This window comes from Thalassotalea sp. PP2-459, assembly GCF_001913705.1.
In the GTDB taxonomy this organism is placed as follows: Bacteria; Pseudomonadota; Gammaproteobacteria; order Enterobacterales; family Alteromonadaceae; genus Thalassotalea_C; species Thalassotalea_C hakodatensis.
Genome location: NZ_MKQD01000039.1, coordinates 24021 through 41690 on the forward strand (window position 1 = coordinate 24021; position 17670 = coordinate 41690).

Consider the following 17670-nt stretch of genomic DNA (forward strand, 5'->3'; position numbering starts at 1 on the left):
CTTGGCTTTAACCAAAAAACAGCATGTAGATCACACTAAATCTCAGCACCAGTTGTATCAAACTGCTTTACTTGCTCATCATAAACACCCTGTTGGCTTTGAGTTGGCAATTAATGCAGATGCTTCATATGAAGGTGTGAACCCCGCTTGCGGTGATGAAATTACGGTGAGTTGTGAAATCAAGCATCAAGGTGAATTATCAGTGATTAAGGCCATTGCCTTTCATGGGGATAGCTGTGCTATTTGTCGAGCATCTGCATCTATTATGTGTCAAGAAGCACAAGGGATAACTTTAGTTGAGGCTATGCTAATGGCTCAGCAGTTAACAGGGGCATTATCTACGAACATCTCAATGATAGGGGAGCTTGCAGAGCAGTTTTCGCCACTATTGATGATTCAACAGTTTCCCGTTAGAAAACAATGTGCATTACTGCCTTGGAATACCTTAATGGAAACACTAAAATGTTTGCAAGACCAGCCTTAAAGGGTTAACACATGCAAGAAAACTGGTTACAAATTGTAGGCAATTTTTCAACTGAGCAAGACTATGTATTAGCGACCATCGTCGCTACCAAGGGTTCAACGTATCGAAAAACAGGCACCATGATGTTAATTTCTGCGCAAGGACAATGTACAGGTTTATTAAGTGGCGGCTGTTTAGAGGCTGATATTGCTTTACACGCTCAAGAGGTGTTAAGAGAAAATCATACAAAACTACTTACGTATGATTTAAAAGCTGATGCTGACTTATTATGGGGTCTAGGATTAGGGTGTGACGGTGCTATTGATATTTATCTACAACCACTAACGAAAATAAATAACCATCTTAATTTCGTATCATTACTCAAGGCTGTGCAGCAAAGGCAATCAGGATATTATTGTCAGCAAGTGGAAGATAAAAGTGCAGGGATGGCTGAATTTATTACGGCTAGCAACGATTTTGATCATGATAATATTCAGCGCGAATTACCCGAAGGAGATTGGCTGATCACACCGGTTACACCGGTATTTTCTTTATTAGTGTGTGGGGCTGGTCCTGATGTAGCACCGTTAGTTACTATGATTGAGCAATTGGGTTGGCGAGTAACTTTACAAGATCATCGACAAGCATATTTAGACCAACCAGCATTTGCGCACTGTTTTGCCAAGCGTAAATTACGACCAGAACAATCAAATGCTGGTGACTATCAGGGGTTTGATGCTGTTGTTGTGATGACTCATAATTTAAATAATGATGGTGAGATACTTAAGCATGCGTTAGCGGCTAATATTGGCTATATTGGTTTATTAGGTCCCGCAGGTCGGCGAGATAAGCTACTTAATGCGTTGTCGTTAACGGCATCTGATGTACAACAACAAGTTTTTGCTCCTATTGGGCTAAATATAGGGGGACGAAGTCCACAAGCCATCGCGTTGTCAATTTGTGCTGAAATTCAGCAGTTTATTAGTCATCAATTTCAGTCGAGTCAGATAAAGTCATGGCGTATTCAACAATAGAAAGTGAGCTGGCTGTAATCGTATTAGCGGCCGGTAGTTCATCAAGGCTGGGTCAGCCAAAACAATTAGTTGAAGTGCAAGGAAATAAGCTCATTGCAAGGCAGTGTGAGCTTGCGCTAACACTCACTAATAATGTGCTGGTAGTTGTGGGTTGTTATGCAGAAAAAGTCAGTGATGCGGTCAATCACTTACCCGTTAATGTGGTGAATAATCCAAATTGGCAACAAGGTATGGGAAGTTCAATAGCAGCAGGGATTAATGCGTTGCCTTCAACGGTGAAGGGGGTAATGTTACTGTTGGTTGATCAATGGCAGTTAACAGCTGCAGATTTAGCGTTAACCAAACAAACGTGGCAACAAGCATCGAACAGTATCATTTGTGCGCGCGGTAAAAGTGGTGCATTTTCGCCGCCAATTATTTTTCCCCGCGATTACTTTAAGCAACTTAAACACATACCACCAGATTCTGGCGCTAAGGCGATTGTAAATCAACATGGCGATAATGTTATTTCTTTATCATTAGAAGCAGCATTTGCAGATTTAGATACACCAGAGCAACTTCAACACTGTTTACGTTATTTTCAGACTATGAATTCTGATCTAGCTTGATAAAATAGCGAAAACTTAATTATTTTTGAGAACATCATGTCTTCATTACAAGATCAACTATTAAAAGCCGGCCTTGCCACCAAACAAAGTGCGCGTAAAGCAAACACGGAAAGACGGAAAAAGAAAAAGCAGCAAAAAAGTGGGCAGCAAGTTGAAGCTAGCTTACAAGAGAAAGTGCAGCAAGATTTAGCTAAGCAACAACAAGAAAAACAAATAAAAGATTCAGCATTAAATGCCCAACGTCAACAGGCATTAAAAGAAAAAGAAGATAAGCTGAGAATTGTACAAATTTTACAGCATCATCAAGTAACAGGCGTCGATGGTGAGAAAGTATATAACTATACTTTTAACAATAAAATTAAAAAAATGCATTTAGATAACACAAGTTATGATGCCTTAGTCAATGGCCGCTTAGCCTTGTGTGGTGTTGACGAAACAACGTATTTAGTGACCTCTGAAACCGCCGACAAAGTGGCTGCATTAGCTCCAGAGGTGTTGTTGGTGCAAAACGATAAAGTTACCAGTGATGTTGATGAAGACGACCCGTACGCTGAATATCAAATTCCAGATGATTTAATGTGGTAGCGAATATATTTTACTAAAGTCAGGTCTAATAATATGCGAATGAACTCATTGGCTAGTTCATTCGTAGTAATGTATTTATATTCATTGGTATTATTGAGGCAAGGCAGGTTATGAAAAAATCGATTAGCAGCGCCGTTAATCTTCCGGAGCATAGTGTTACAGATGAGAATGTTTATTTAGCGCGTCGTACTATGCTAAAGCAGCTTGGCTTCGTAGGTGCTACGGGTTTATTAGCAACGCCTTCTCAAGCATCAGCACTTGATTGGTTTTCAAGTGAAAAAGAACGCTCACCTTTTAAAACAACCCCGTTAACGTTCGAAAAAAGGATCTCTCTTGATGAAACGTTAACGCCAGAAGCAAAAGTCACTTCTCATAATAATTTTTATGAATTTGGCACCAGTAAATCAGATCCAGTAGAAAATGCTCAACAGCTACAGGTTAACCCTTGGCAACTTCGAATAGAAGGCGAGTGTGAAAAACCGATTACCTTAGATTATGATCAGCTGTTATCAATGTTTACGTTGCAAGAACGTATATACCGGTTTCGTTGTGTAGAAGCATGGTCCATGGTGATCCCTTGGATAGGCTTTCCGCTTGCTGATTTGTTGAAAAAAGTGCAACCAACATCAAAAGCGAAGTTTGTTGCCTTTCAAACGTTATATGATCCTAAGCAAATGCCTGGTCAGGCAAGTCGTCGTATGGGTGGCGGTATTGATTACCCTTACGTTGAAGGGTTGAGAATTGATGAAGCCGTTAACGATTTAACGTTGTTATCGGTAGGGCTTTACGGAAAAACATTACCGCCGCAAAATGGCGCGCCGATTCGCTTAGTAGTGCCTTGGAAGTATGGCTTTAAAAGTATCAAATCAATCGTTAGCATTCGTTTGGTTGAAAAAATGCCGCCAACAACCTGGAATATTTTGGCGCCAAATGAATATGGCTTCTACGCTAATGTTAACCCTAACGTTGATCATCCTCGCTGGAGCCAAGCTAGCGAACGGCGATTAACCACCGGAGGCTTGTTTGCTCGAAATCGCATAGAGACTTTGCCATTTAATGGCTATGGTGAGCAAGTTGCTGAACTATATCGAAATATGAACTTAACAAAACACTTTTAAAGGTTGTTATGAGAAGAGATACACTTACGTTAAAGGTGTTGATTCACGCGATAAGTTTAACATTATTAATCAATGTCTATTATATGGCCATCACAGATCAGCTGGGTGCAGATCCTGTCGAGTACGTGTTACATTTTACCGGTATTGGCGCATTAAATTTACTAATACTAAGCTTAGCCGTTACGCCATTAACAAAGTACATCAAGAAGCCTTTTTTGATGCAAAATAGGCGATTAATTGGTTTGTATGCTTTTCTATATGCACTATGCCATGTGTTGAGTTTTTGGGCATTTGAAATTCAATTTAACCTTGCGCTATTTTTTGAAGAGATTATTGAACGACCATACATCACAGTAGGTATGGTAGCGTTTATCATCCTAGTGCTGTTAGCTATCACCTCATGGTCAGTGGTTAAAAAGCGTATGGGAAGGCGCTGGCAAAAACTGCATAACTGGGTATATTTTGCTATTTTACTTGGGGGGATACACTTTTATTGGTCGGTGAAAGCTAGTGTGACTGAACCGGTTATTTACGGAGTGATTATCACTATTTTACTCTTTTTAAGGAAGCGTAAATTCTTAAACTCTTAATAGCAAATAACATTTGATATTGTAATTTCAATCAATTCTTCTTGTCTACACATCTTGTGCTGGTTACTTATCGTTAAAATTAAACGTCTTGTCGCACTTTGATACAATTGCGAAAAAATGCACTTGTCGAAAGCTTCACTACGTAATAATGTTACGGTGATAAAAATATAACGATAAATTTACAAATGTTAGTTAATAACATTTTTTGTTCAGGAACCTCACATGCAAAAATTTATACCTTCGGTATTAGTTGCTGCTATTTCAGTGTCTTTGACGGCGTGTATTCAGTCAGAAAAACAAGATGAAAAAGTAGAGATTAATAAAAATCCATATCCGAGCACTTATCAAGTGCTTCCTCAGCAAACAACCATTATTCGCAATGCTACCGTATTAACGGGCACTGGAGAGCGTTTAGATAATGCAGATGTACTCATGCTTGATGGGAAAATTAGCCAAGTAGGTGCTTCGCTTTCTGCAGATAGTGCTGTCATTATCGATGCGAAAGGTAAATGGGTAACACCTGGTGTTATCGATGTACATTCGCACTTGGGGGTATATCCAAGCCCTTCAGCTGAGTCACATTCTGACGGCAATGAAGCAACACAACCAAATACCTCTGAAGTATGGGCAGAACACAGTGTTTGGCCGCAAGATCCTGGTTTTAATAGGGCTCGTGCAGGTGGTATTACGACCTTACAAATTTTACCAGGTTCGGCAAATTTATTTGGTGGGCGAGGGGTTACCTTACGTAATGTACCTAGTCACACTATGCAAGGGATGAAATTTCCAGATGCGCCTTATGGTTTAAAAATGGCTTGTGGTGAAAATCCAAAACGTGTTTACGGTTCGAAAAAAGTTTCCCCTGCCACACGAATGGGTAACATGGCTGGTTACCGTATGGCTTGGGCCGAGGCCGTAGAATATAAACGCGCATGGGATAAATATGAAGCAGACTATGCTGAAGGTAAAAACTCAGAAGCACCCGCTAGAGATATTGAACTTGATACGCTAAAAGGTGTGCTTGATGGCGAGATAAAAATTCATAACCATTGCTACAAAGCGGAAGAAATGGCGATGATGATCGATCTCTCAAAAGAGTTTGGTTACCACGCAGGTACATTCCACCATGCTATAGAAGCTTACAAGATTGCGGATACACTTGCTGAGAATGGTAATTGTGCAGCAATGTGGCCAGATTGGTGGGGCTTTAAAATGGAAGCTTACGACATGATCCAAGAAAATGTTGCCGTGGTTGATAGTAAAGCCAATTCGTGTGCGGTTGTACATTCAGATTCAGCGACTACCATTCAACGTTTAAACCAAGAAGCCGGTAAAGTGATGTATCGTGCCAATGAAAATGGCTTTGATATTAAGCCAAAAGATGCGATCACTTGGATCACCGCCAATGCAGCAAAATCACTTGGTATTGAAGATAAAACAGGTAGTTTAGCATCAGGTAAGAGTGCTGATGTGGTGATCTGGAATAGCAACCCGTTTAGTGTTTATGCCCAAGCGGAACAAGTATTTATTGATGGCGCAAAGGTTTATGACCGTTTTGATGATAAATATCAAGCCGTTAGTGATTTTTCATTAGGCCAGCAGTAAGGAGAATGACCATGAAATTATTTAAAGCTTCGTTATTAACGTTAGCACTTACTAGCACTGCCTCAGCATATGCAGAAAGCATTGCTGTAACTAACGCAACGATTCATACCATGACAGAACAAGGAGTGTTAACGAACGCTACTGTTGTTTTTGATGAAGGAGTGATCACTGCGATTAATCCTGAAACTGTTAATGCTGATACCTCTATAGATGCTGGCGGTAAAACACTGACACCAGGATTTATCGGTTCAATGAACCAGCTTGGTTTAGTTGAAGTATCGGCGGTGTCAAGCACGCGCGATTCTAGCGAGAAAAAAGCAAACATAACCTTTGATGCTAGTACGGCATTTAACCCGAAATCTACGGTTATTCCTTATACGCGAAAAGGTGGAATTACAACCAATATATCGGTTCCTCGTGGTGGCGATGATATGTTTAAAGGCCAGGCATTCTTCGCTGACTTATCGGGTGAATTTGATAGCATACGTATGACTGATGTTGCCGTCATTGTTGACTTAGGTGCAAAGCGTAAAGGCTCTCGTGCCATGGAAATTCAAAAACTTCGTCATAAATTACAAGATACGAAAGAGGCATTATCGAAAGCGAAAAAGGATAAAAAAGACGCGAAAAAGCCAAAGCGTGCCGACCAAGCAATTAATGCGTTATTAGCCGGTGAAAAACCGATGATAGCCTATGTTGATCGTGCAACAGATATTCTCGCTTTACTCGCGCTTAAAAAAGAGTTTTCTCTCGATTTAGTGATTGCGGGTGCTGGTGATGCCGTTAGTGTTGCAGATGAAATTGCGCAGGCAGAAGTGCCGGTTATTATGGGGGCAATTAACAACTTGCCTAGCTTTGATGCACTGCACCGCACTTTAGCAAGTGCAAGTACTTTGTTTGATGCTGGTGTTAATGTTGCTTATTCGGTAAGTGGTGATACACATAATCTATACATGCTTCGTTTTGATGCGGGAATTTCTGTAGCAAACGGCGTTTCAAAAGAAAATGCTTTAAAAGCAGTCACGGCTAACGTTGCAGATGCGTTCAATATTGATGCTGGTCGTATTGCGGTTGGGAAAAAAGCAGACCTAGTATTATGGAGCGGTGACCCATTTGAATTAAGCACACGTGTTGAACAAATGTGGATTGATGGTGTAGAAACATCTACATTGAGCCGTCAAGACGCACTACGTGATCGTTACACGGCTGAAACGAATATGCCTAGAGCATACGTGAAGTAATTAGTGTTATACGTGTGCTAACTGCCACGTAATATATTATTAAGGCCAGACAAATTTGTCTGGCTTTTTTTGTATGCACTGAATACTTTTATACTTTCTTCCATTCTATGCTTTGATACACTTAAACTTTAACACTTAATTAGGTATACCTTGTGAGCCTTACGCTTTTAAAATCAACTGACTACGCAAGCATTAGCCAACAACAACTTGCTAACGAACACGCTATTTTACTGATTGAACATCCTTTGTGTCAGGCCAAAGTCAGTGTTTATGGTGGTCATGTACTTAGTTGGCAGCCAACCAATCAACGTGCTGTTCTTTGGTTAAGTGATAAAGCTGAGTATCAAACAGGAAAAGCAATTAGAGGGGGAATTCCTATTTGTTGGCCATGGTTCGGCCCCTTGATAGATGAACAAGGCAATAATCTAGGAAATCATGGCTTTGCACGAACCAGTGATTGGCAAGTAACGTCATGTTCAATTACACAAGAAGCTATTACGCTAGTGTTAAGCATTAAAGGAGAAAATAGACATTCAGCGTGGCAACACTCGTTTGAGGTTGAACAAACCTTAATTTTTTCAAATAATTTATTTCAACGGTTATCGATCAAAAATACAGGAGAGTTACCGTTAAAATTTGGCCACGCCTTACATAGCTATTTTGCTGTTAGTGATCCTAAAAATGTGCAACTTCCTCAGCTTAAAGGAGTACATTTTGATGATAAAATTACTGGCAAGAAACAACAAATAGACGAGTTAGTGAATTGTGTGGGCCCACTTGATCGTATTTATTATGATAATACTGAGCAGTTGATCAAAGACACCGGTTGGCAACGTACTATAAAAGTAACCAGTAATGATTGCCAACAATGGGTTGTTTGGAATCCAGGTAGAGAGATAGCGGCGACCATGGCAGATGTACATCAAGGTGGTGAAACTGAATATGTCTGCCTCGAGGCAGCAAACACTCAGTGGGTGTCAATTGAGGCTGGCCAATCTAAGGCGGTAAGCCAACAGATAGAAATTATTTAACGTATTCAGTACGATTTCGACCTTTAGATTTCGCTTGATAAAGCGCGGTATCAGCTAGCTGTATTAAGTTATCGAGTGATTGATTACCACTGTTTTTATGGCAAAGGCCAAAACTTATTGTGATGTTAAATGATTGACTCATACTTGAATGACTAAAGGCGTTATTTGCAATGCTTTCACGCATGCGTTCAATAATTTCAATAGCTTGTTCTGATGATATATCGGGGAGGATCATAACAAATTCTTCTCCTCCCCAGCGGCCACAGATATCTTCATTTCGTAAACAAGCTTCAAGTTTGCGGGCCACTTCTTGTAAAGCAGCATCACCAACGACGTGACCATATTGATCATTTATTTCTTTGAAATGGTCAATATCGGCGATCACCACACAAATATTATCGTGCTCGCAAGATAACTCTTCATATTTCCATGTTAAGTAACTGCGATTAGGAAGCTTAGTGAGAAAGTCTGTTTCTGAACTCTCAACTAATCTTTTTTTGAAATAATCAACAACGCCAATGAAGACTGAATATAACACGATAATAATCAGTAAAAATATACCGATTCGAGTCAAAAATAGTGTCCAGTATTCTTGTTGTTCAGAAGCGGGTGGCGAAATGATAAACATACGCCAATTTAAAGCAGGTAAAGGCATTTGAGAAATTACTCTGTTACCATCGGAGTAAGCAATAATTGAATTAGCAAGTTGTTTTCCACCGTTTTTTATCATCTGTTGATACCAGTCAAGATCGTTAACATGAATGATTTCGTCTTGACGGTGGTGGCTTTCAGTTTTCATTAAATGATTAGATGATAGTGTTACTTCATTTTGTTCGTTTACAAAAATTAATTCAAAGCCGAAGCGCTCTCTATACTCAGAAAAGGCGTCTGCAAAATGGTCGAGATCTATCGCAACACCGGCAAAACCGAGAAACTCATCTCGTGCGTTAAACAGCTTAATATCAAAAAATAGGTGCGGATCTTCAGCTTTACCTATGTCAGCAAACTGCGTGTATTCTTGCGCTTTTAAACGGTGATACCATTCTGCTTTATCGCTTGATAAAGAAAGTACTTCGCCGTTAGAATCAATATCAATATCATGCTTTTCAAGTGCAAGAAAAGTAACAACATTATGCCTTATAGACATGGTGCGTAAATAAGTCAGTAAACGGCTCTTACTGACTTGCTCTTGATCAATTAAATCAATTAATAAAGGGTCATTAGCAATAAAAAATGCAGTATTCAGTGGTCGAATAATTTCAGTGTTAACGATTGAAAATAACGGGATAATTGATTGATATTGGTTTTTGTTATAACTGTTTATCACCTCTTTAAAAGTGAAATAAGAAGTGAGTAATAAAGTGATAATGGTAAATAAGAATAGTGCAGACAAGTATCTTTCAAATTTGCGCATAAACTTCATGGCGGTGGTTAACTCATATTACACGTAAATGTTGATTAATTAAGTATTGAGTAAATGCGGTTTTCAAATAAAAACCTCTAGGTAAGGTCATAAATGGTTTTCCTTCATAGTCATATGCTTTTGTTTTCGCGCTGCTGTTGGCAGCTTTCGGCCTTAATTGTAACACTTGACCATGTTTACCATTAATTTTTTCGACTTCCCCTAACACTATCATATCGGTGAGTTCTTGCCAGTCTTGTGCCATTAACTGTTCTTCGTAATCACTCGGACACCATAAAAAAGGTGTGCATACAATACGTTCAGCCACAGGAATTTCTCGCTCAGCAATAACAGGAACCCACAATACTTTGGTTAGTTTATGCTTTAAATGACTATTTTGCCATGTATTACCAACTAAACCTGTGAGTGGGGCAACGCAAACAAAGGTAGTTTCTAAAGGTTTTGCTTGTTGATTGATTGGAATAGATTTTAGCTCAATGCCTAATTCAGTAAAGTCGGGTTCAGGTTTTGAACCCGCACTAGCGCCTAATGCATGTTCTAATAGCAAACCCACCCAACCTTTTTCTTTAGTCAAATTTGAAGGTACTGCAATACCATATTGTTGAGCAATTTCACCTAATGATAGCCCTGCAATACGTTGGGCACGTGCAAGTAATTCTTCTTCTGTTTTTGGGGGATTAGGTTTTTGCATAATAATAAGTGTCATTTATTTACTTATTATTATCTGAAAGAGCAGCAATTGCCGCAAGACATATCTGGAAATTTAACATTCGTTGATTTTTCTATTTGCTCATCGAACTTTATTGTGGAAGAATCAGTTTATAGTGAAATTTTTCTAGGAAGTCCTGTGATAGATGCCGAAGGCTATCGAGCCAATGTCGGCATAGTTATAATTAATGACAGGGGACAAGTATTTTGGGCACGACGTTTTGGTCAGCATTCATGGCAATTTCCTCAGGGGGGGGTTGATGAAGGCGAAACACCAGAGCAAACCATGTATCGTGAGTTATATGAAGAAGTCGGTTTAAAGCCAGAACATGTTAAGTTGATGGCTACGACAAAACATTGGTTGCGTTATAAGTTACCCAAGCGCTTGATCCGACATGAAAGCAAACCTGTTTGTATAGGTCAAAAACAGAAGTGGTTTTTACTCAAACTCACTGCGAAAGAGTCTGCTGTTGAGTTAGAGCACTCAAATCACCCTGAGTTTGATGATTGGCGCTGGGTAAGTTATTGGTACCCTGTAAGGCAAGTAGTTGCATTTAAACGAGACGTTTATCGTAAAGTGATGAAAGAATTCTCTAACACAACGTTTGCAATTCCTCGTCGAAAGCGTCGAAATTAGTTATAACTATGTATGAATTGAAATAGCTCACTTTTGATCCAGTGGGCTATTTTTCTTTTTAGGGGTATTATTTGTTCGTATATTTTGTCGGTGGCGTTAATGGCTGATTGGAGTAATACCCAGCAATGCCCATTCATAACCGTAGGAGTATAAGCGTTTCAGATGTTAACCAGTTTACGTAAAATAGTACTGGAGTTTAGCCAAGATAGTGCACTTGATAGTGCGCTAACGCGTATTGTCACGCAAATAAAAACGGTGATGCGCACTGACTGTTGCTCAATATATTTGGCGGATCATCAAAAACAACACTTTATTTTAATGGCCACTGATGGTCTTGCTCAAGAGTCGTTAGGACAAACAACATTAGGCTTTAGCGAAGGGCTTATTGGTTTGGTTGCCCAACGTGAAGAACCTCTAAATATCGCTAATGCTCGTCAACACCCGCATTTTGTGCATGCTCCAGCCGTGAAAGAAGATAAGTTCAATGCTTTTTTAGGCACACCCATTATTCATCAACGCAAAGTGTTAGGCGTTATTTCTATTCAACAAGAACAAGCACGCTATTTTACAGAAACGGAAGAAGCCTTTATTGTTACTCTTGCTGCACAAATTGCCACCGCAATAGCCAGTGCAGAAGCAACAGATATACTGACTAAGCAGCAAGGCAATAGCCAATGGGTTTCCTCAATTAAAGGGGTTGCAGGCTCTTCAGGTGTTGCGATGGCACCCATCTTTTCGATGCAACCTAATATTGAACTTCGTAGTGTCTCTTTGAAGCAAACTCATGATGTAGTTCACGAGCAGCAACGTTTTTTGAAGGCTGTTAAGTCAACGCGTGCTGACTTTGAACGAATGACGAAAGAGCTTGCTCGTAGCATTGCAGATAATAGCTTAGATATCTTTGATATGTATAAACAGCTATTGGATAACGCAAATCTTGGTAAAGAAGTCAGTGAAAAAATTGCTCAAGGTTGGACTGCTGAAAGTGCTCTAAGGCTGGTAATAGACGGTTACGTAGTTCAGTTTGAGGGTTTAGATGATGATTATCTTCGAGAGCGTGCGAGTGATATTAAAGACTTAGGTAATCGTATTTTATATAACTTAAAGGTATTAAACACAACCGTACAAGCGGTGCCTGAATCCTTTATTTTAGTGGCAGAAGATGTGACTGCAGCGTTAGTTGCTGAATATCAGCATTTAGGGTTAAAAGGCATTGTTTCCCTGCAAGGTTCAAATAATTCACATGCTGCCATTCTAGCACGAGCATTAGCAATTCCTGCTGTAATGGGAGTAAACCGTATCCCATTAGAGAAAGTTGACCAATCAATGTGCATTATTGATGGCTATACTGGTGAACTTTTCGTTGCGCCTAATGATGCGCTCATAAGAGAATATGAGCATCTAATTGCTGAAGAAACAGCGCTTACCGCTAAAGTAAAAGAAGTTGAAGGGTTACCTGCTGAAACGCCAGATGGTAAAACGATAGCTGTGTTATTAAATGCAGGCTTATCTTCAGGATTTGAACATACTAAAACGACTGGTGTTGATGGTATTGGCTTATATCGCACTGAAATTCCGTTTATGAATAAAAGCTGCTTTCCTTCTGAGGTTGAGCAAACAGTATTATATCAGCAAGTTTTACAAGCTTTCTCTGGGCAAGTAGTCACCATGCGTACGTTAGATGTAGGTGGTGATAAAGCTTTACCTTATTTTCCTATTATTGAAGATAACCCATTTCTTGGCTGGCGAGGTATTCGTATTACCCTTGATCATCCTGAAATATTTTTATTGCAAGTGCGAGCTATGTTACGCGCTAACGCTAACATTGGTAATTTAGAAATTATGTTACCGATGATTTCGAGCATAGTGGAGGTTGATGAAGCAATACGATTGATTAATCAGGCTTATTATGAGCTCTCTGCTGAGCTTGAGTTTGAACAAGGTAAATCATTACCTAAACCTAAAATAGGTATTATGATTGAAGTACCCAGTGTTATTTTTCAATTAGGTGAACTAGCACAGAAGGTGGACTTTTTTTCTGTCGGCAGCAATGATTTAACACAATATTTACTCGCGGTTGATCGAAATAATGCACGTGTTGCAAATTTATATAATTCATATCACCCATCGGTGTTAAAAGCATTAAATATGATAGCTCAAGAATCTCAGCGTTTTATGGTACCATTAAGCTTGTGTGGAGAATTAGCAAGTGAACCAGCCGGCGCTTTATTATTGCTCGCAATGGGCTATGATAAAATAAGTATGAACTCACATAATGTTGCACGAATAACATGGGTTATTCGTCATGTAGAGTATAAAACTGCAAAAGCAATATTATCAAAAGCTCTTACTTTTTCCGATACCCAACAGGTTATTGATTACCTTAATGAACAACTTGAACTATTGAACTTGGGTGGTTTTGTTCGCGCTGGTATGTAGTCTTGCTTTTATTGTTGTTTTCTTCGTTGCCTTCGTGCCTATTATTGGAAATCAAACATGTTTATAAATGTCGTTATTTCTTGTGCTTTATTAGGATGTATTGCAGGCTTTCTAGCAGGATTACTTGGCATAGGTGGTGGCTTAGTCATTGTACCTGCCTTGGTGTATTTATTGCCGTTACTAGGCGTAAATGCAGAGTTAGTGATGCCTATCGCTATCGCAACATCTTTAGCATCAATTGTTTTTACTTCTGCTTCAGCAAGCTTTGCTCATCATAAAAATAGTAACATTCCTTGGCCGCTGGCCAGACAACTTATGGTAATGATAGCTTTAGGCGCCATATCAGGAGCCTATGTGGCTGATTCACTTTCTACAGAGGTTTTAACCTATATTTTTGCTACTGCGGTTATTATTTTGGCCTCTTACATGTTGTTTTCTATAAAAGTACAAAAGAGCAAACCTTTACCAGGTGATCATACTATTCGTGCTATGGGGTTCGGTACTGGATGCATTTCTAGCATGATGGGTATAGCCGGTGGTGCTATATTAGTGCCTTTATTAAGTTATTATTCGGTGTCTATCCGTCATGCTATTGGCACAGCAACGGTATGTGGTTTAGTGGTAGCTTTATTTGGCGCCGCGGGCTTTATTATCACGGGGTTAGATCAACCAAATTTACCGCATTGGAGTTTAGGTTATATTTATTTACCTGCTTTGTTAGGTATTGTATTAACGTCTTCATTATTTGCGCCTTATGGGGTGAGGCTAGCGGGTAAATTACCCGTTCGTTATTTACAACGAATGTTTGCTGGTTTTTTAATTCTCGTGGCGATAAGAATGATTTTTCGTTAAAAAATAGCGTACAATCACCGTAAAGAATGGAACATTAGTAAGAGTCATTAACAGCCATGAAACAATATTTAGCGTTATGTAAAAACATTATCGAACAAGGGCAGTGGGTAACGAATGAGCGCACAGGTAAAAAGTGCTTAACGTTGATCAACGCAGATTTAGAGTACGATGTGGCTGGTAATAAATTTCCGCTAATTACAACACGAAAAAGTTTTTATAAAGCCGCCATCGCTGAATTGCTTGGTTATTTACGTGGTTACAGTAACGCGGCACAATTTCGTGAAATAGGCTGTAACACCTGGAACGCCAATGCAAATGATAATGACGCCTGGTTGAATAACCCTTATCGCAAAGGTGAAGATGATATGGGTAGGGTTTATGGTGTGCAAGGACGTGCATGGCAAAAGCCTGACGGTACCCCGTTAGATCAGCTTAAAAAAGTGGTTGATAACCTTGCTAACGGTATTGATGATCGTGGTGAAATTATTACCTTTTATAATCCTGGAGAATTTGATTTAGGTTGTTTACGCCCTTGTATGCATACTCACACCTTTTCTTTGTTAGGTGATACGCTTTATTTAACCAGTTACCAACGTTCGTGCGATGTGCCGCTGGGTTTAAACTTCAATCAAGTTCAAGTATTTACCTTTTTAGCGTTAATGGCACAAATTACTGGTCATAAACCTGGTAAGGCTTACCATAAAATAGTCAATGCGCATATTTATGAAGATCAACTGCCGTTACTACGTGACGTACAATTAACCAGAGAACCGTTTGCTTCACCGCAGCTTGAAATTAATCCTGATATTAAATCGTTAAAAGATTTGGAAACATGGGTAACAACGGACGACTTTACGGTTAAAGGCTATCAACATCATGAAGCCATCGCTTACCCTTTTAGTGTTTAACAGCTAAACTCTCTCCATTTTTTATTCACTTCACTGAAAATACAATGTTGGCGATACATAAGGCATTTTAATGCGCTAAATGCCTAGCCAACATTTATACAAGCTTTTTACAATGTTTTTAAATTGCCACCTTTAATTGTCCATTCTACCTTTGACCCTATCTTCTGAATATGGATTACCGTACTGATTTCTGATGATGAGAAACCAGTATTGCAATCAAGTTGTATGAAGATTTTTCTGTCAGATTTCATATTAAATGTTTTTCAGGAGATAAGAGCAGCAGACTTGAGTTTACGGTATTCAAAACTACTAATGTCGGCTTAATTAACCGCTCATTCTCATGGTGTGAATGAGTCAATTAACAAACCAGTATTATTTATTAAAAATGCTGGATACAAGGAGTGTAATATTATGCGTGAATTAAACGTAAATGAAATTGAACAAGTAGATGGTGGTGTTAGAGGTTTAGGTTGGGGAGCGGTTGGTGCATATTTATATGAGTCAGTAGGCGGAGCAAAAGGAATTAATGATCATCATAGGAAATCTTGGGCTTCAGCTTCAGCAAGCGCCCGTTATTATTACCGTAAGTTGTTCTAGTAGATTAACCCTTCAACTTAAAATTGAGGGGATTAATAGAATAAGGTGTTTAAATATTTAGTATCTCTTTGTATGTTGATTTTAGCCGTGTACTTCGATGAGAAAATTACCATTTTAAGAAAAGCAGATTTTGTGTTTTTTTCTTATATATTGGGAGTCTTGCTAAGTTTTATTGCCGCTCTATTTTTGCCTTTGGTATATTCTTTTTTTTAAGAAGGGCAGTTGATTGCTTTAAAAAGATCATATGGAATTATTATCGGCTTATTTTTATTCAATTAGAGAATTAAAATTAGTACGGTTAATGATATACAGAAAATGAGTATTAGTTTTACCAGCGGCAGTGCAGGTATGGTATTTAAACAACTTTAAATCTAATCGACAATATATTCACAATTTTGACAACAGAAGTAATAATGAATAGTACACAAACCAAGAACTCATTGACGAGTTTATTTAATACATCACTTTGGTTATTAGCTTTATTAATTTTAACGCCAACTGTACTTAGTATTTTTTTTGATATTTACTTTGGTATCCAGCAAAAGGGTAACTATTCCCTAGAAGCTTTTTATGATTGGATTAATAGTATTCCTGTCTTATTAATATTGTCACTAATATCATCATTAATAAATATATATATATTGGTTAAGGCAACACATGGAAATAATTGGACGAAACGACTAGATTATTGGGCTGTTCATTCAATTAATCGCCAAGAGTTAATGAAGTGGTTAGCTGTTGTTTTTATTTTTGTGTGTGTATCAACATTATTGGGTGTTGTACTAAATCTACCAGCTGAAAATTTTATGCTTGATGTGCAAGCCGCTAATGATGGCTTAGCTATGTTTGTGCTTATTATCGCCACTACTTCTTTTGTTTTCCCCATTATTGAGGAGTTAATCTTTCGTGGTTGGCTTTATAGCAAAATAAAGCAGACTAAACTAGGGGATATTGGAGCATTAGTCATTACTACGTTTATATTTACTGCAATTCATACGAAATATGACAATGTGTCTACTTTAATTTATATATTCTTTTTAGGTTTATTGTTAGGTTTTGTTCGTTATAAAACCCAAAATACTAGCTATACGATTGTAATTCATATATTGCTTAATAGTTTGGTTATCATTGAATTATTTTACTTTTAATTATCTTACTCTTTCACTAGGGGGTGTTGATCTTTCGAGATTAAATGTTGTTGAACCCAAAGGGCAGCGTTTTTTGTCATTTATACGTCGTTATTGCTTTTTCATGTGGAATAACCACACGTTAATCGCAATGCCTTGTCTAAATACTATTAAACTGCTGCAAAAATAAACGTGAAAAATCAACAGGCACTAAGTCACTTTGTTTAAAACATGAAAACATCACTTGAACAAAAGTTAGGGCGATTTCTTAGGAGGCTTTGTGAAATACACATTTGATTTTAGAGGTGAAAAGTATACCTTACTAAATTTTTGGTTTAGCGATGTTTCTATTATTCTACTATGTCGCGGTAAAGAAATATTTAGAGTGAATCGCGATAATAACATCATAAAAATAAAAGAAAAATTTTCAATTATGACAGATGATGGTGAACTAGTTATCGATACAACTTCAAAAATGTTTAAGGTAGAAATCAAAATAACTGATGATGAAAATAATGTAATTCCTATGGAAAAATCAACAATCAGTATATTCAACTTTTTAAGAAGTATTAATGTATCTTGGGATTTATCGTTTAAGAATAAGTGGGCGTGTCCACTTCCCCATTAATGACACAGTTCTAAATTAGAATTTTCCAGTTTTTCTCGGTAAACTGCCGGCGGCAGGTTACCCAGACTCTCATGTG

The 17670-nt window shown here is 38.4% G+C and carries 18 protein-coding genes; 16 read left to right on the forward strand and 2 right to left on the reverse strand.

All coding sequences use genetic code 11. The annotated features are described in order from the left end of the window. Position 1 precedes the first annotated feature (1 nt). The 9 genes from BI291_RS09405 to BI291_RS09445 all read left to right on the forward strand — a co-directional run bounded on the left by BI291_RS09405 (position 2) and on the right by BI291_RS09445 (position 8275). Complete coding sequence (locus tag BI291_RS09405) at positions 2 to 484, forward strand: iron-sulfur cluster assembly scaffold protein (RefSeq protein ID WP_175573105.1); 483 nt, start codon at positions 2 to 4, stop codon at positions 482 to 484. Positions 485 to 495: 11 nt separating this feature from the next. Further along, positions 496 to 1497: an XdhC family protein gene (locus tag BI291_RS09410; RefSeq protein ID WP_074498506.1), complete on the forward strand. Its 1002-nt coding sequence runs from the start codon at positions 496 to 498 to the stop codon at positions 1495 to 1497. After that, the gene (locus BI291_RS09415; RefSeq protein WP_074498507.1) at positions 1479 to 2105 is read left to right on the forward strand and encodes an NTP transferase domain-containing protein; all 627 of its coding nucleotides are present in this window, start codon (positions 1479 to 1481) and stop codon (positions 2103 to 2105) included. Before BI291_RS09410 ends, BI291_RS09415 begins: the two co-directional genes overlap by 19 nt. Positions 2106 to 2141: 36 nt before the next feature. Then, positions 2142 to 2690 carry a DUF2058 domain-containing protein gene (locus BI291_RS09420; protein WP_074498508.1) on the forward strand — a complete coding sequence of 183 codons (549 nt, stop codon included), beginning with the start codon at positions 2142 to 2144 and terminating at the stop codon, positions 2688 to 2690. A gap of 110 nt (positions 2691 to 2800) precedes the next feature. Continuing rightward, positions 2801 to 3808, forward strand: a complete 1008-nt coding sequence (gene msrP / locus BI291_RS09425; protein ID WP_074498509.1) for a protein-methionine-sulfoxide reductase catalytic subunit MsrP — start codon at positions 2801 to 2803, stop codon at positions 3806 to 3808. A gap of 8 nt (positions 3809 to 3816) precedes the next feature. After that, a complete protein-coding gene (gene msrQ / locus BI291_RS09430; RefSeq protein WP_074498510.1) occupies positions 3817 to 4398 on the forward strand; it encodes a protein-methionine-sulfoxide reductase heme-binding subunit MsrQ in 582 nt (193 codons plus the stop codon). Between the two features lie 222 nt (positions 4399 to 4620). After that, complete coding sequence (locus BI291_RS09435) at positions 4621 to 6003, forward strand: amidohydrolase (RefSeq protein ID WP_074498511.1); 1383 nt, start codon at positions 4621 to 4623, stop codon at positions 6001 to 6003. 11 nt (positions 6004 to 6014) lie between these two features. Next, positions 6015 to 7244 (forward strand): amidohydrolase family protein, encoded by a 1230-nt coding sequence (locus BI291_RS09440; RefSeq protein WP_074498512.1) that lies wholly within the window; start codon positions 6015 to 6017, stop codon positions 7242 to 7244. Between the two features lie 152 nt (positions 7245 to 7396). Next, positions 7397 to 8275: a D-hexose-6-phosphate mutarotase gene (locus BI291_RS09445; protein ID WP_074498513.1), complete on the forward strand. Its 879-nt coding sequence runs from the start codon at positions 7397 to 7399 to the stop codon at positions 8273 to 8275. On the opposite strand, the gene BI291_RS09450 is transcribed toward BI291_RS09445, so the two are convergent. Beyond that, a complete protein-coding gene (locus BI291_RS09450; protein ID WP_175573106.1) occupies positions 8268 to 9689 on the reverse strand; it encodes a diguanylate cyclase in 1422 nt (473 codons plus the stop codon). The two genes, BI291_RS09445 and BI291_RS09450, sit on opposite strands and share 8 nt — an antisense overlap. 22 nt (positions 9690 to 9711) lie before the next feature. Continuing rightward, positions 9712 to 10389 (reverse strand): DNA mismatch repair endonuclease MutH, encoded by a 678-nt coding sequence (mutH, locus tag BI291_RS09455; RefSeq protein ID WP_074498521.1) that lies wholly within the window; start codon positions 10387 to 10389, stop codon positions 9712 to 9714. Between the two features lie 156 nt (positions 10390 to 10545). Here mutH and rppH point away from each other — a divergent pair, with 156 nt between their 5' ends. From rppH to BI291_RS09490, 7 genes are all read left to right on the forward strand, one after another. Continuing rightward, on the forward strand, positions 10546 to 11043 hold the full coding sequence (gene rppH, locus BI291_RS09460) for an RNA pyrophosphohydrolase (RefSeq protein ID WP_074498522.1): 498 nt from the start codon (positions 10546 to 10548) through the stop codon (positions 11041 to 11043). Between the two features lie 162 nt (positions 11044 to 11205). Then, positions 11206 to 13482 carry a phosphoenolpyruvate--protein phosphotransferase gene (ptsP, locus tag BI291_RS09465; protein ID WP_074498515.1) on the forward strand — a complete coding sequence of 759 codons (2277 nt, stop codon included), beginning with the start codon at positions 11206 to 11208 and terminating at the stop codon, positions 13480 to 13482. A 57-nt stretch (positions 13483 to 13539) separates the two neighbouring features. Further along, the gene (locus BI291_RS09470) at positions 13540 to 14334 is read left to right on the forward strand and encodes a sulfite exporter TauE/SafE family protein (protein ID WP_074498516.1); all 795 of its coding nucleotides are present in this window, start codon (positions 13540 to 13542) and stop codon (positions 14332 to 14334) included. 56 nt (positions 14335 to 14390) lie between these two features. Continuing rightward, a complete protein-coding gene (locus BI291_RS09475; protein ID WP_074498517.1) occupies positions 14391 to 15242 on the forward strand; it encodes a thymidylate synthase in 852 nt (283 codons plus the stop codon). Positions 15243 to 15653: 411 nt separating this feature from the next. Beyond that, positions 15654 to 15839, forward strand: a complete 186-nt coding sequence (locus BI291_RS09480; protein WP_074498518.1) for a hypothetical protein — start codon at positions 15654 to 15656, stop codon at positions 15837 to 15839. A gap of 413 nt (positions 15840 to 16252) precedes the next feature. Then, a complete protein-coding gene (locus tag BI291_RS09485; RefSeq protein WP_074498519.1) occupies positions 16253 to 16987 on the forward strand; it encodes a CPBP family intramembrane glutamic endopeptidase in 735 nt (244 codons plus the stop codon). 259 nt (positions 16988 to 17246) lie between these two features. Beyond that, on the forward strand, positions 17247 to 17594 hold the full coding sequence (locus BI291_RS09490) for a hypothetical protein (RefSeq protein ID WP_074498520.1): 348 nt from the start codon (positions 17247 to 17249) through the stop codon (positions 17592 to 17594). Positions 17595 to 17670: the final 76 nt, after the last annotated feature.

Bases quoted from the DNA above. Each gene is read 5' to 3' on its own strand.
- BI291_RS09410 (WP_074498506.1), top strand. From the start codon at position 496: ATGCAAGAAAACTGGTTACAAATTGTAGGCAATTTTTCAACTGAGCAA.
- BI291_RS09415 (WP_074498507.1), top strand. From the start codon at position 1,479: ATGGCGTATTCAACAATAGAAAGTGAGCTGGCTGTAATCGTATTAGCG.
- BI291_RS09420 (WP_074498508.1), top strand. From the start codon at position 2,142: ATGTCTTCATTACAAGATCAACTATTAAAAGCCGGCCTTGCCACCAAA.
- msrP (WP_074498509.1), top strand. From the start codon at position 2,801: ATGAAAAAATCGATTAGCAGCGCCGTTAATCTTCCGGAGCATAGTGTT.
- msrQ (WP_074498510.1), top strand. From the start codon at position 3,817: ATGAGAAGAGATACACTTACGTTAAAGGTGTTGATTCACGCGATAAGT.
- BI291_RS09435 (WP_074498511.1), top strand. From the start codon at position 4,621: ATGCAAAAATTTATACCTTCGGTATTAGTTGCTGCTATTTCAGTGTCT.
- BI291_RS09440 (WP_074498512.1), top strand. From the start codon at position 6,015: ATGAAATTATTTAAAGCTTCGTTATTAACGTTAGCACTTACTAGCACT.
- BI291_RS09450 (WP_175573106.1), bottom strand. From the start codon at position 9,689: ATGCGCAAATTTGAAAGATACTTGTCTGCACTATTCTTATTTACCATT.
- mutH (WP_074498521.1), bottom strand. From the start codon at position 10,389: ATGCAAAAACCTAATCCCCCAAAAACAGAAGAAGAATTACTTGCACGT.
- ptsP (WP_074498515.1), top strand. From the start codon at position 11,206: ATGTTAACCAGTTTACGTAAAATAGTACTGGAGTTTAGCCAAGATAGT.
- BI291_RS09470 (WP_074498516.1), top strand. From the start codon at position 13,540: ATGTTTATAAATGTCGTTATTTCTTGTGCTTTATTAGGATGTATTGCA.
- BI291_RS09475 (WP_074498517.1), top strand. From the start codon at position 14,391: ATGAAACAATATTTAGCGTTATGTAAAAACATTATCGAACAAGGGCAG.
- BI291_RS09480 (WP_074498518.1), top strand. From the start codon at position 15,654: ATGCGTGAATTAAACGTAAATGAAATTGAACAAGTAGATGGTGGTGTT.
- BI291_RS09485 (WP_074498519.1), top strand. From the start codon at position 16,253: ATGAATAGTACACAAACCAAGAACTCATTGACGAGTTTATTTAATACA.